The sequence below is a fragment of the Halanaerobium saccharolyticum subsp. saccharolyticum DSM 6643 genome (genome assembly GCF_000350165.1).
Classification (GTDB): domain Bacteria; phylum Bacillota; class Halanaerobiia; order Halanaerobiales; family Halanaerobiaceae; genus Halanaerobium; species Halanaerobium saccharolyticum.
In genome coordinates this window covers 102,737-116,869 of record NZ_CAUI01000010.1, presented here as the reverse complement: position 1 = coordinate 116,869, position 14,133 = coordinate 102,737, and the positions used below count along the sequence as shown (strand labels likewise).

Here is a 14,133-nt window from a genome sequence, read left to right as displayed (position 1 = left end):
GGTTTTTTAAATTTTCTGAGTATTATTTCCTTATTAGACCCTCCGGTTCACCGGAGGATCTATCTTATACAGTGATTTTTATTTTTGAATCTTACTCTTAATAATTTATAGTTGAACGCTTATTTTAAACTTATACTGTAGTTAGAGATTCATCCTCAACATCAGCTAAAACTGACAAAGAGTTCTCTAAATCAGCAATAATATCTTCAACATCTTCAATACCAATTGAAATTCTAACTAATCCATCTGTAATTCCAGCTGCTAATCTTTCTTCACGAGGCACTGGAGCATGAGTCATTGAAGCTGGATGCTGAATTAATGTATCAACATCTCCAAGACTTACTGCTAATGTAGCTAAATTAACATTATTCATCATTTTCTCGCCAGCACTATGTCCACCTTTTAATTCAAAACTAATCATGCTTCCAAAACCTGAAGCCTGTTTTTTAGCTAAATCATGCTGTGGATGACTTTCTAAGCCTGGATAGAATACTTTTTCTACTTTATCATGAGCTTCTAAGAATTCAGCAACTTCCATAGCATTTTGATTATGCTTTTCTACACGAATTGGAAGAGTTTTAAGACCTCTTAATAGTAACCAGGCATTAAATGGACTGATAATTCCACCAAAGTCTTTAAGAGTAGTCATTCTAATGTCAGCTAACATTTCTTCTTTACCAGCAATAACACCGGCAATTGCATCACCATGTCCACCAATATACTTTGTTGCACTATGAACAACCATGTCTGCACCTAACGCTAGTGGGCTTTGCAGGTATGGAGTCATAAAAGTATTATCTACAATAACTTTTGCTCCTGCTGCATGAGCTTTTTTGCTAACTTCTTCAATATCAACTAAATTTAAAGTTGGGTTTGAAGGTGTTTCCAAATATACAAGTTTAGTATTGTCCTGCATATTTTCCTCTACATTATCCAAGTTAGATAAATCAGCAAAAGTAACTTCAATTCCATATCTTGGTAGTATTTCTTCCATTAAAGAGTGTGTACATCCATATAGGCAATCATGTGCTAAAATATGATCTCCAGCAAAAGCAACAGCCATAACAGATGATGAAATTGCAGCCATACCAGAAGCTGTAGCAATTGCTGCTTCTGCACCCTCAATAGCAGCCATTTTTTCTTCTAAAGCATTTTGAGTAGGGTTACCTAATCTTGTATAAATATACCCTTCTTTTTCACCAGCGAATTTTGCTGAACCATCCTGCACATTTTCAAAGGCAAAAGTTGAAGTTTGATAAATAGGAGTGTTGTGAGCTCCTGTCTGTGGGTCAGCATGCTGACCTGCGTGACAACAAAGTGATTGAAAACCTAATTTTCCTAAATCTTTCTTTTCCAAAATAAAAACCCCCTGTAATTAATTTAAAGTTAAATAAAATCTTTTTAATTTACTTTCGCCTATATATAATGCAATTAATATGCCAGAAACTTATATTTTTAAAAAAATATTTTTAAATCGCTGTTATAATAAGCTTCATAAGGTTTTATTTTATTTTTAAATATATAATAAATAATTTTTTAACTTTAAAACTCATATAAATAGTCTTAAAATTTTGAATGTCGTTAATTAATGTTTCCACATCTTAATATCAAATTAAAATCAATTATGGTTAATTATATTAGTTTTACTAGTTATAAATAGCAAATACTAGTGTAAAGATTTATTTACAAGTGGAAATTTTATTTCACATCATACTTTTTGGCCTTATTTAACACTGTAGTATGGGATACGCCCAAAACTTTAGCTGCTTTTCGCAAACTTTTTTCTTTATTTAGAGTATGCGTTATAACCATCTTTTCCAATTCGCTTACCATCTCTTTAATAGAAGTAATCTCTTTTATAGCTAAATGATCTCCTTCTAATAATCTTTCATTTTTATTGATATTATTATCTTGATCACTCAAAATATTGTTATTCTGTAATCTTAACCTATCAAATATTATATCTTCTGCTTCTATCTTTTCTGAAGAAACAAAATTAATTGCTCTTTCTAGAACATTTTTTAATTCTCTTACATTACCAGGCCAATCATATGATATTATCTTCTTCTTAGCTTCTGCAGATAAATATTTATTAGGAATTCTCATTTTATTAGTAATTTTCCAGATAAAATAATTACTTAAAGCAAATAAGTCTTCTTTTCTTTCCCTAAGAGGTGGAATAATAACAGGAATAACGTTCAATCTATAATATAAGTCCTCCCTAAATTTATTTTCTCTAATCATTTCCTCAATTTTTCTATTAGTCGCAGCAATTATTCTGACATCTATATTAATAACCTGATCTCCACCAACTTTTCTAATCTGATTTTGCTCAAGAGTTCTTAAAAGTTTTGCCTGCAGATGAGCTGACATTTCACCAATTTCATCTAGAAAAATTGTGCCTTTATCAGCTATTTCAAAAAGTCCCTGTTTTCCACCTTTTTTCGCTCCAGTAAAAGAACCCTCTTCATAACCAAAAAGTTCGCTTTCTAGTAAAGAATCTGGTAACGCCGCACAGTTAACTGCTATAAAAGGCTCTTGACTTCTAGAACTGGCTGAATAAATTGCTCTTGCAAATAGTTCTTTTCCGGTTCCACTTTCGCCTCGGATAAATATTGTAGAATCATTTTTAGCAGATCTTTTTGCATATTCAATCAACTGCTTCATTTTTTCACTCTGATGAATTATATCACTAAATTTAATTTTAGGGGTCTCATGAATAGTATTATATAATTTTCTTACTTCATCAATATCTTTCATTGAAGCAACTGCACCAATTAGGTTATTATCTTTATCAAAAATAGGTGTTGTTGTTGTAAAGTAATGTGACTGTCCATAATCTCCTTCAATTAAAACCTCTTCGTTTTCAATTTTTTCTTCTTTTTCTAGAGTTTCTAAAATTGTAATTTCATCTGAACCGATAATTTCTCTAATGTTTTTTCCGATAGACTCCTCTAAAGATGCATTTAAGATAATCTCTGCTGATTTATTCATCGTACTTATTTTACCCTGTTTATCAACAGCAATAATCCCTTCTTTTAAATTATTCATAACTGTTTTTAATTCTTGTTCTTGGACCTCAAAAGGCATATATTCAATATCATTTACTTTTTTAACAAAATCAAATTCTAATAATTCATTTAGCAGTGTTTCTTTTTTAACTGTTTTGCACTGCGGTGAAGCCCCAACCCGAATGAATATTTCTCCAGGAATCACTTCCATTGCCATCAAATTAATATTTAAGTCATCTATTACATTTAAAAGTTGACTTGTAACTCCAGGCATGTCAATAACCTCTATTTTAAAAGAACAGCTCATATTTTTCTCCTTTCAAAAATTATATTTCGCAAAAATAATGACAGATCACAAAAGTGATTTTCCCAATTGATAAGACAAAAAATAAACACATATCTATAACTTATAATAATGTTTATATCAGCAAAAACATTAGTTAAAGATAGAATATGTGTAAAATATAAATTAATCTATTTCTTAAATTAATTATAACATATAAAGATAGGAAAATGAAGAATCAGAATATTTCGACAAAACGTTCATTGCAAATTGCAATTCACCTTTTAAAAAGAAATTATCAATTGCTCTTGACAGGAATCAAAAGATATAGTACAATATTATTCGTGACATAAGTGGAGAGATGTCCGAATTGGCTAAGGAGCCGGACTTGAAATCCGGTGAAGCCGAAAGGTGTCAGGGTTCGAGTCCCTGTCTCTCCGCCATTGAATATTAAGGGCTGATGCCCATTTTAAAAGACCCGCCGAGAGGCGGGTTTTTTGTTGTTTGGAGGTAAATCCTGCCAAAATCCTGCCATTTTGATTATTTAGAGCTAAATTAATTATAATATCAATGGTAAACAAAAAAACCGATATCTTTTAATGACTGATATCAGCTCTTATATTTAATGTAACTTAATAAATTGTTACTTTCTCTATTTGAAAATATATTCTATTTAAAAATTATATTTCTTCTACATCTATGAATAAATCAATCATGTAATCACTTAACTTGTGATTTTTTTGATACCAAGATAGTTTTTCACAACTTTTATAGCTCCAATCCATTCAACTTTACTCTTAGATCCATTTACTGATTTATCATTAATAAAATATATGTTAATAAGATAGGCCTGAATATTATTTATCATTTAAAGATCAATTTGTCTTAATCAGAGACTCCAAAAATGATTTTTAAAAAACAAAAAAGCGGAATATCTCTTTAAATAGCATTTTTTACACTGGAATTTATTCAAATAGGATACAGAATATCCTTTCCCCATTAAAATGGAGGGCTTTTAGCATATTTTTTTGTAGTTCTATGACTAGCTGAACAAATTCGAGTCTTATCCTGACGATGCACATTTATAATACAGCAGCTCATTTAAGAGGATAAGTCTCTTGTAAAATCTTCTTGAAAATGTCTTTTTAGTTCTTTTTTTAAAATAAAAAGTTCTTAAATTTCTGTAGATGTATAGATGGAACAAATTATATGCTATCAGATAAATATAATCCATTACCTGAATAACATTAGGGGCACTGCTGAAAACATGATAAAAGAATATTTAGTTATTACTATCTTAAATATTAAAACTATTAAATTTTATTTGGTAGTAATGAACAGTAAGTTGTGTAAATAAAATTTTGACGATGTGATTAATGATATGATCAAAATTTTCCTCGAAAAAATTCTTAGATCTAAATTAACTGGATTTCTAAATTACGATAAGTATAGAGTTGCTAGCAAAAAATCTAACAACAGTCGCAATGGTGATTATTTCTATATATTACAGATTAAATATAATTTCATTGAAACTTAAAGATTCCAAGAGATAAAAATAATAACTTTCACAATGCTCTTTTAAAACCATATAAGTGCTGTGATGACTGGCTAGAACGTATAGTTAAAATGTATGCCCGAAGGCTTTTTACCCGTGATATCGCGAATTTGATTGAGCAAATGTATGGCCCAAAATACAGTGCTACTAGTGTCAGCAACCGACAGATATAGTACAGTTAAAGCAATTGAGTAGTGGAAAAGCAGACCCTTAGAAAAACTCTACATTGTGCTCTTTATTGATGCTCTAAGTATTAAGATTCAGACTAAAATTCTAAATGGTAAGAATGAAGATTAAAAAAGATTTTTAGCTGCAAAAGATAAACTAATTTAACTATTTGAAGAAAGATATTAATTTATTTACATAAAACACTTGACGTTACCAAACTTATTTTGTTAATTGTTATACATATATACCTTCTCATTAAATTTAATATAACCTCTATAATATAAAATTATTTATTCATGAATTTTTTAGCTTTTTCTAGTTCTGCTTTATAACTAATATCTATTCTAGCGACCTCTGTATCAATAGCTGCTTGTGCTAAAGCTGCAGCACCATGAGGTCCAACTCTTGGATCGAAAGGTTTTGGTATTACATAATCTGGTTTTAAATCATTTTCTTAAATTAGATTAGCTAATCCATAAGCTGCGGCCTTTTTCATTTCCTCGTTAATCTTTTTTGCTCGTACATCCAGTGCTCCTCGAAAAATCCCTGGAAATGCTAATACATTATTCACCTGATTTGGATAGTCTGATCTGCCAGTGCCGACAATCCTGGCTTCAGCCTTTAAAGCATCTTCAGGCCAAATCTCTGATTCAGGATTAGCCATCGCAAAGATTATTGGATCAGCTGCCATTGATTTAACCATTTTTTTATATAGAAGATTTGCTGCAGAAACCCCAATAAATACATCTGCATCTTTAATCATATCTGCAAGATCTCCTTTTTTATTTTTGGGATTTGTTATTTCAGCTATCTCTCTGGTACTTTCATCAAGATGAGGACTACCTCTATAAATTGTTCCATGGATATCCAGAGCTATAATTTCTCCAACTCATTCAAAATTAAGTAATTTAATTATACTAGCTCCTGCAGCCCCAGCTCCATTTACTACTACTTTTATATCTTCTAGATTAATACTTCCAAAAATCGGTGCCAATTTTTTAATATTTTCTACTAATTTATCAGGGTCAGATTCATCTAAACAGATTGGAAAAGCATCAACATCAGCAAATTCTTTAAACAATACTGCCTTTCCCTCCATTACTGGTAAAGAAGCTGAAGCACCAAGATTTCCTAATCCTAAGACAGCACTACCATTACTCACTACAGCTACAAAACTTGAGTTGTTTGTATATTCATATATTTTATTTGGATCTTTTTCAATTTCTAAACATGATGATGCTAAACTAGGCGAATATGCTAATGAAAGATCATGTTCGTTTTTAACTTAAAATTTTGTCTGAACCTGTAATTTACCTTGATTATCTTTATGAAGCTTTAAGAACTTTAAGCACTCTACCTTCTGAAATGTCAAATTTAATTAATTCTTTACCATATTTTATTTCTATTTTTAAGCTTTCTTTCTGGCTTAATCCATAATTCTAATTTTGAAATTCAGCTCTACCAATATTTATTAATTTTTTTCTCTCTATTTATCTACTATTCATTACTATTTATTATCCTTTTTATTTAAGAGATAATCTTTTATACTTTCTACTGCTTGTTTACCAGCACCCATAGCTTTAATAACTGTTGCTGCACCGGTAACTACATCTCCACCGGCATATACTCCCTCTCTACTTGTCTGCTGAGTATCATCTACTATTATTCCGCCCCAGCTTTCAATATCTAAATCCTTTGTGTTTTTGGTTAATAAGGGATTGGGGTTCTGACCTATAGCGATGATTACTGTATCCACATCAATCACCCAGTTTGATTTCTCAATCGGAATCGGTCTTCTTCTACCTGAATCATCTTTTTCTCCAAGTTCCATTTTCAGACACTCCATTTTATCAATACAGCCGTCTTTTCCATGGATTGCAACAGGATTATTAAGCAACCTTAGTTCTATTCCTTCTTCTTCTGAATGATGAATCTCTTCTGATCTTGCCGGCATTTGATTTCTGGAACGTCTATAAACTATAAATACATCTTCAGCTCCAAGTCTTTTTGCTGTTCTAGCTGAGTCCATAGCAACATTTCCTGCTCCTACAACTGCAACCTTATCTCCCACTATAACAGGAGTCTTATACTCAGGATATTTAAAGGCCTTCATTAGATTAACCCTTGTTAAAAATTCATTTGCCGAATATACTCCATTTAAATTCTCACCTGGTATACCTAAAAATCTAGGTAGACCGGCCCCCACTCCTATAAATACTGATTCATAGCCCTGTTCAAATATTTCATCTACTGTAAGTGATTTACCTACCACGACATTAAGTTTAATCTCAACTCCCAATTCTTTGATAGATTCTACCTCTTTATCAACGATAGTTTTTGGAAGTCTGAACTCAGGTATTCCATAACGAAGCACACCCCCCGTATCATGAAGAGCCTCAAAAATAGTTACTTTAAGTCCGTATTTGGCCAGGTCAGCCGCTGCTGTTAAACCAGCTGGTCCTGAACCTATTACTGCTACCTTTCTCCCCTTAAGTTCTGGAATCTTCATCTTTTCTATCTCTTTAGACGATGATTTATCTGAACCTCTTTCCATATTATAATCTGATACATATCTCTCTAATCTACCTATAGCAACAGGCTCATTTTTAATTCCCATCACACAGAGGTCTTCACACTGTTCTTCCTGAGGACAGACTCGTCCACAGACAGCAGGAAGGCTATTCTTTGTCTTGATTATCTGATTAGCCTCAACAACATCTCCATCTTTAATGGCTTGAATGAACTGAGGAATAGGCACTTTAACTGGACATCCGTCAACACAGGGCTGATGTTTACACTGCAGACATCTTTCTACCTCCATTAGCGCCTCTTGATCAGTATAACCAAAAGGAACTTCCTTATAGTTTTTAATTCTTTCTTTAGGATCCTGTTCTCTCATTGGAGTTTTCTTTTTCTGTAGGGACATTAATTTACCTCCTCAGCTGAATTTGCTTTTGCTACATCTTCTTCTTCATTCTGATAAAAGTTAAGTCTGTTCATTAGTTCTTCAAAATCAACCTGATGTGCATCAAAGGATGGTCCATCAAAACAGGTGAACTTTGTTTCTCCGCCTACAGTTACCCGACAGGCTCCACACATCCCTGTGCCATCAACCATAATTGCATTTAAGCTGACTATGGTTTCTATGCCATATTCTTCAGTCATATCTGCAACTGCCTTCATCATCGGCACCGGTCCAATAGCTACAACTAAATCTATGTCTTTTTCATCTTTCAGTACATCTTTTAAAATCTCCGTTACAAAACCATGAATTCCGTAGCTTCCATCATCTGTTGCAATATATAGTTTATCACTATACTCGTTTAATTCATCCTCTAAAATAATCAAGTTCTTAGTTCTGACACCTGTGATACTGATTACCTCAGCACCCTGTTCATAGAAACCTTTAACTTTTGGATAGAGCAGAGCAGTTCCAGTCCCTCCTCCAAGTAAAACTACTTTCTTACAGTCCTCCATATCAATATGGTGGCCTAAAGGACCAACTAAATCCTGTAGACAATCTCCAACTTCTAGTTTTCCTAATTTTTTTGTGGAATAACCTACTTCCTGAAAAATGATAGTTATACTTCCTTCCTCTCTATCATAATCAGCAATTGTAAGTGGCACTCTTTCTCCTTTTTCATCAACTCTTAAGATAATAAAATTTCCAGGCTTTGTTTTCTCAGCAATTAATGGTGCCACAATTTTAAGTTTCGTAATTGTTGGCACTAATTTTTCTTTTTTAAGTACTTTATACATTTTTTCCTCCTGTTTATAAATATTGTCCTTAATATTAAAGTATAATAACTTATTAAGATACTAAAAAACTATAAATAAGTAATTAGATTTGTAGAAATTAAATCTAATTCGATGTTGCCTAACAATATCTAAAAAAATTATGTTAGTAAATACCTGCATTAAAATTTACATTAATCTCCAGCTTATCTGAAAAATTTGCTTTTACTTTAAATCTACCCTGAAGTAGAGAAATATCAACTTCTAAACTTTTTAATTTATCATAATAAATTTTTTCATTCTTTAGCAATAATAATCATCCCTTATTTCTTCAAATTATTCTTCAGTATATAATAAACCCTAACCCTGGTTAGTAACTAATAAAAGTTTAGCAGATGGCGAAATATGATAATTTTCGACCCTTTCATATATGCGTTTTCTCCTAATAAAAATCAGATCAATAATCTCTTCACTTCTAGTAAAAGCTGAATTTTTTCTATCTATTTTTTAAAATAAGGTGAACTTCAAAATCTCATTTTTTAATTTCTTTAATTTTTTCTTCTATAGATTTCATTTTACTTCCTTTCTATATTGACTTTTATCAATAGTAAATTTTATAAAAAAATAGCAGAGAATAACTAGAAAATCACCCCTGCCATAATTTATAGTCTATTACAATTATTTTCCCATTATTTTTTTAACTTTTTCAAGTTCGTCATAATAGGTAATCTCTATTCTTGCTACTCCTGTATCTGCTGCAGCCACATTTGGACCAACCTGAGGGTCAAATGGTTTTGGTATTACATAATCTGGTTTTAAATCATCTTTGGCAATTAGCTCTACTAAAGCATAAGCGGCTGCCTGTTTCATCTTTTTGTTGATTTCTTTTGCTCTCACATCAAGTGCCGCTCGGAAAATACCAGGAAATGCCAGCACATTGTTTACCTGATTTGGAAAATCAGAGCGCCCTGCACCTACAATTTTAGCGCCTGCTTCAAATGCATCATCTGGCATTATTTCTGGAACTGGATTTGCCATAGCAAAAATAATAGTGTCTTCATTCATTGATCTTATCATTTCTTTTGAAACTAAATTGGCAATTGAGACACCAATAAACACATATGTTTCTTTCATTATTTCAGCAAGATCTCCAGTCTTGCTATCTTTATTAGTTATTTTGGCTAGTTCTTTTTTGACCTCATTGAGATTATCTCTGCCTTCATAGATAGCACCTTTGCTGTCTAAAGCAATAATATCTTTTACTCCTTCTTCTATAAGGAGATCTATTACACTTACGCCAGCAGCCCCTGCACCATTAACAACAACTTTGACATCTTCAATTTTCTTATCTACTATCTTTAGAGAATTAATAAGTCCTGCTGTAGTAATAATTGCAGTACCGTGCTAATCATCATGGAAAACAGGTATGTTTAATTCTTCTTTTAATTTTTCTTCAATATAAAAACATTTTGGTGCTTTAATATCTTCTAGATTTATCCCCCCCAGACAGACTCCATCTTTTTTACAATTTTTATAATTTTATCTGGATCAGACTCATCAAGACAGATTGGAAAAGCATCTACTCCACCAAACTCTTCAAAAAGAACTGCCTTACCTTCCATAACAGGCATTGAGGCTGCAGCACCAATATCTCCAAGTCCTAATACAGCGCTACCATCACTAACTACAGCAACAAAATTTGCTTTATTTGTATAATCATAAATTTTATCATTGTTATTTTCAATTTCTAAACAAGGTTCTGCAACACCAGGCGAATAAGCAAGAGATAAATCATGTTCATCTTTAACTGCAACTTTAGTTTTTACCATCAATTTACCTTGATTATCTCTATGCATTTTTAAAGCTTCTTCTTTTAATTTCACAAGACCACTTCTACTTTTTAATTAAACAGAAAATGCCTCTTTTATTATCTAATTAATATTCAATATATTATTTATTTACAATATTTTCAGGCATTTTCCCATTAATAAATTGAATAATTTTTTTTGAGGCTTCAAAAGCCATTTTGGTTTTTGTTTCAATAGTTGTTGTTCCTAAATGTGGAGTTAATACTACATTTTTGAATTCAGTCAATTCTTTTGGAACCTCGGGTTCGTTCTCAAAAACATCCAATGCAGCACCAGCAATTTCTTTATTTTTTAAAGCATTTATTAATTCCTGTTGATCAACTACTGGACCACGAGAATTATTGATCAAAAAAGTAGAATTTTTCATTTTCTTAAATTCATTTTTAGAAATTAAGTGATGTGTTGATCTAACATGTGGTACATGAAGAGTTATATAGTCCGTATTTTCTAATATATCAAAAAAAGATGAGTAATTAACATCCATATTAAATTTATCATTATTACTATAAGCTTTATCATAAAAGTATACTTTCATACCAAAAGCTAAGGCTCTCCTTGCTACCGCCTGACCTATTCTACCAAAACCAATAATGCCCAGTTTTTTATCATATAATTCATTACTTATAAGTAAAAAGGGATGCCAGTTCTTATCATTTTCATTTTTTACAAAATAATCTGCTTCTACAATTCTTCTGCTCAATGCTAACATTAATCCAAAAGCTAATTCCGCAGTAGGTTCTGTTACTACTTCAGGCAGGTTACTTACCAAAATGTTATTCTTAGAAACTTTTTCTATATCCATGTTATCAATACCAACCCCATAAACACTAATAATTTTAAGATTTTTTGCTCTATTAATAAACTCACTACTAACATTAAATCTAACAGCAATAAGAGCATCAATATCTGCAGCAATTTCAAGTATATATTTATCACTAAAAGGTTTCCCTTTTTCTGGCATAATAATTTGACAATTTTTTTTTAATTCTTGTAAACCTTTTTCGGGAATATATTTAGTTATCAACACTTTAAACCCCAATACAATCACCACTTTCTTTTAGTGTGTTAAATGAATTAATGCTTCAATCAATTATAATATTATATAAAAATATACAAATTTCTGCTTTATTTTTTTAGATTTTTTAAAATTTTAATTCTTAAGATAGGAATAAATTATGTATTAAATTTATTCCTATAGCTATCTACTTTCAGTTCAAAATTTGCCTTTATATATCCTACCTTACGTCCATTATGATCTTTAATAACTGGTCTATAATATTTATCCAATTTATCTGTTTCTTCATCAGTTATAACATCATATTTTTTTAGTATATCTATCACAACCGGATAGACAGCAGGTAATTTACCATCTTCAATTTTAACTGCAATACCTTTATCATCAAAAGCCAGGGCAAATACACCATCTGCTCCTGATTTGACAAGTATGTCTTTCGATATAGTCCGACATAGTAATGTTTCAAACCGATTTGTTCCAGCAATAATAGCCGGATATTTCTTCATAACACTAACTATCCTGTCTGCTGCTTTTCTATATTTCTCACTCATAAATTTATTGTTTTCCAGCAAGAAATAAGAATAAGCAATGTTTTTTAAAGGTAGACCAAAGACCACTACTCCACAGCCATCGATTCCCTGATATATTTTTTCCGCTGGGTAATCAGCAGCTTCAGAAATAGTTTTTAAAAGCATTTTCTGAACATAATGTTCTTTTTTGTAATATTTATCCAGATTCCAACCATAAAATTTGGCGAGAGCCAGTTGGGCAGAATGTTTACCGGAACAGGCATTATGTGCCTGTGTTATTGGAAGATTATTTTCGCGCAGATATTTTCTGGCATTACGGCTGAATGGAGGATGAGTCCCACATCTTAAATCCTCAATGGAAAGATCCATTTTAGAAAGAATACTTTTCAAAATTTCAATATGAAACTTTTCTCCAGTGTGTGAAGCCGCCATCAATGCAATCTCTTTATCTATAAAACCATATTTATCTGCTGCACCACTTGTAATAACAGGCAGTACCTGCAGAGGTTTTGCTGCAGAGCGATAATATACATCTTTATCAACATCTCCACAGTAAGCAACAACTTTCTTTTCTGTAGTACTCACAGCTATATCCCCTCGATGAATATTTTCTAAAAGTTCACCTCTAAATTTTTGGACTAAAATCTCAGCCATTATAAACACCTCTTTTTAAAATTAAATATTATTATTTTGTGCTAATCTGTCTATTCAAACTATGTAAAAATTATAATCTGAATAACCCCTGCCAAAATCATTCCGATTAGAGGCAGAAAAAGCAGCTGATAGACCTTTGCAATTTCCGAAGAAAAATATTCAGTAGTTAGAGCAAGACATAAATGCAGCGGAGAGACAAGATAACCGATTATTATTGAAGTTAAAAGTAGTGAAACATATGGTCCTTCAACACCGACAGGAAAAAGGGGTATAAATATTGCCAGCAGTATACCTGTAGCCGCCACGTGTACTCCTGTTATATATCCAGAAATAAAGCCCAAAACAATTATTATCAGAAACAACGGCAGACCCAGACCTGTCAGACCTTCTGCTATAATATTGATTACACCAGATTTTTCTAGAATTGTCTTAAACACCATAACACCAAAAATTATAAATGTTAACTTGTATTTTATTCCTTTAGTAAAAAATTCATAAAATCTATTTTTAAAAACTTCTATCTTTTTTTCTTCTGGCCAATTATTTAAAACTGCTGTCACTACACCTATTAAAACAGCCAATGGAAAATATATTTTTATTACCAAAGCCAAAAACAGTGTTATGAAAATAGGAAAAAACGCCCTGCTGAAATTATAAATATTTTCTGCAAACCCAGTTTTTGTCTCATGTTTTTCTTCTGTATCTAAATTTCTAAAAAGTACAAAAAAAGCAATTATTAATCCAGATAACATTATTACAATATTATATTTTACTATAGATGCTGCACTCTTATTTAACATACTGCTTGCAACAATAATAGATGAAAACAATGGATAGATAAAATACCCTATATGGCGGTAAAAAAGATTAATAGCTGTTTTTCTATTATTGTCTAAACCAATTTTATCTCCAGTTTCGTTTATCATCGGTGCAGAAAGTATTGCTCCTCCTGGAGCTGATAATGTACCAATCAGTGCCGGCAGAATCATACTCAAAAGTCTTCCATCTTTAAATATATTAATACAGGCATCTATCATCTTTCTCATATCTCCGGTCAGATCCATTAAAAAACCAAGCCCACTTATCAATGTCACGACCAACATAAGCTTTATTGTAGTAGGATCCTGCAGTGTTATTATGATATGCTCAAATAAATTAATAAATCCAAAACCACTAAAAAAATTAAGTATTACTGCTCCAAGGAAAAGAGATAATCCCATATTATAATCTTTGAAAATCAAAAAAATTGCTGTAGAAAAAGCAATAATTAATCCTATTATACCCAAAATAATCACCTCTAATTATTAAAATAAA

General features: G+C 31.5%; 10 protein-coding genes, 1 tRNA gene and 2 pseudogenes. 3 read left to right on the top strand and 10 right to left on the bottom strand.

What is annotated here, in order from left to right:
• Positions 1-130: 130 nt before the first annotated feature.
• Together megL and HSACCH_RS05090 are read right to left on the bottom strand one after the other, a co-directional pair.
• Positions 131-1,357 carry a methionine gamma-lyase gene (megL, locus tag HSACCH_RS05095; protein WP_005488376.1) on the bottom strand — a complete coding sequence of 409 codons (1,227 nt, stop codon included), beginning with the start codon at positions 1,355-1,357 and terminating at the stop codon, positions 131-133.
• Positions 1,358-1,698: 341 nt separating this feature from the next.
• The gene (locus HSACCH_RS05090; RefSeq protein WP_005488375.1) at positions 1,699-3,318 is read right to left on the bottom strand and encodes a sigma 54-interacting transcriptional regulator; all 1,620 of its coding nucleotides are present in this window, start codon (positions 3,316-3,318) and stop codon (positions 1,699-1,701) included.
• A gap of 331 nt (positions 3,319-3,649) precedes the next feature.
• Here HSACCH_RS05090 and HSACCH_RS05085 point away from each other — a divergent pair.
• The 3 genes from HSACCH_RS05085 (at position 3,650) to HSACCH_RS14265 (ending at position 5,022) form a co-directional block, all read left to right on the top strand.
• Positions 3,650-3,737 (top strand) — tRNA-Ser (locus HSACCH_RS05085).
• Positions 3,738-4,663: 926 nt separating this feature from the next.
• Complete coding sequence (locus HSACCH_RS14270) at positions 4,664-4,831, top strand: hypothetical protein (RefSeq protein ID WP_152415988.1); 168 nt, start codon at positions 4,664-4,666, stop codon at positions 4,829-4,831.
• 2 nt (positions 4,832-4,833) lie between these two features.
• Positions 4,834-5,022: a transposase gene (locus HSACCH_RS14265; protein ID WP_084815740.1), complete on the top strand. Its 189-nt coding sequence runs from the start codon at positions 4,834-4,836 to the stop codon at positions 5,020-5,022.
• A 281-nt stretch (positions 5,023-5,303) separates the two neighbouring features.
• Here the strand turns inward: HSACCH_RS14265 and HSACCH_RS05080 are convergent.
• The 8 genes and pseudogenes from HSACCH_RS05080 to HSACCH_RS05050 all read right to left on the bottom strand — a co-directional run bounded on the left by HSACCH_RS05080 (position 5,304) and on the right by HSACCH_RS05050 (position 14,105).
• Positions 5,304-6,389, bottom strand: a pseudogene (locus tag HSACCH_RS05080) (NAD(P)-dependent malic enzyme).
• Positions 6,390-6,524: 135 nt separating this feature from the next.
• Entirely contained in the window at positions 6,525-7,943 is a 1,419-nt protein-coding gene (gene gltA, locus HSACCH_RS05075) for an NADPH-dependent glutamate synthase (protein WP_005488370.1), read from the bottom strand.
• Positions 7,943-8,776, bottom strand: coding sequence for a sulfide/dihydroorotate dehydrogenase-like FAD/NAD-binding protein (locus HSACCH_RS05070; RefSeq protein ID WP_005488369.1), 834 nt, complete (start codon positions 8,774-8,776; stop codon positions 7,943-7,945). Before HSACCH_RS05070 ends, gltA begins: the two co-directional genes overlap by 1 nt.
• A 142-nt stretch (positions 8,777-8,918) precedes the next feature.
• Entirely contained in the window at positions 8,919-9,062 is a 144-nt protein-coding gene (locus HSACCH_RS13920; RefSeq protein ID WP_005488367.1) for a hypothetical protein, read from the bottom strand.
• 368 nt (positions 9,063-9,430) lie between these two features.
• Positions 9,431-10,635, bottom strand: a pseudogene (locus tag HSACCH_RS05065) (NAD(P)-dependent malic enzyme).
• A gap of 67 nt (positions 10,636-10,702) precedes the next feature.
• Positions 10,703-11,644 carry an NAD(P)-dependent oxidoreductase gene (locus HSACCH_RS05060; protein ID WP_005488363.1) on the bottom strand — a complete coding sequence of 314 codons (942 nt, stop codon included), beginning with the start codon at positions 11,642-11,644 and terminating at the stop codon, positions 10,703-10,705.
• A gap of 149 nt (positions 11,645-11,793) precedes the next feature.
• The gene (locus tag HSACCH_RS05055) at positions 11,794-12,819 is read right to left on the bottom strand and encodes an asparaginase (protein ID WP_005488362.1); all 1,026 of its coding nucleotides are present in this window, start codon (positions 12,817-12,819) and stop codon (positions 11,794-11,796) included.
• Positions 12,820-12,878: 59 nt separating this feature from the next.
• Positions 12,879-14,105, bottom strand: a complete 1,227-nt coding sequence (locus HSACCH_RS05050; protein WP_005488360.1) for a DUF401 family protein — start codon at positions 14,103-14,105, stop codon at positions 12,879-12,881.
• Positions 14,106-14,133 lie beyond the last annotated feature (28 nt).

Excerpts from the sequence above, each read along its gene's own strand:
- HSACCH_RS05055 (WP_005488362.1), bottom strand. The coding sequence starts at position 12,819 with ATGGCTGAGATTTTAGTCCAAAAATTTAGAGGTGAACTTTTAGAAAAT.
- HSACCH_RS05070 (WP_005488369.1), bottom strand. The coding sequence starts at position 8,776 with ATGTATAAAGTACTTAAAAAAGAAAAATTAGTGCCAACAATTACGAAA.
- HSACCH_RS05090 (WP_005488375.1), bottom strand. The coding sequence starts at position 3,318 with ATGAGCTGTTCTTTTAAAATAGAGGTTATTGACATGCCTGGAGTTACA.
- gltA (WP_005488370.1), bottom strand. The coding sequence starts at position 7,943 with ATGTCCCTACAGAAAAAGAAAACTCCAATGAGAGAACAGGATCCTAAA.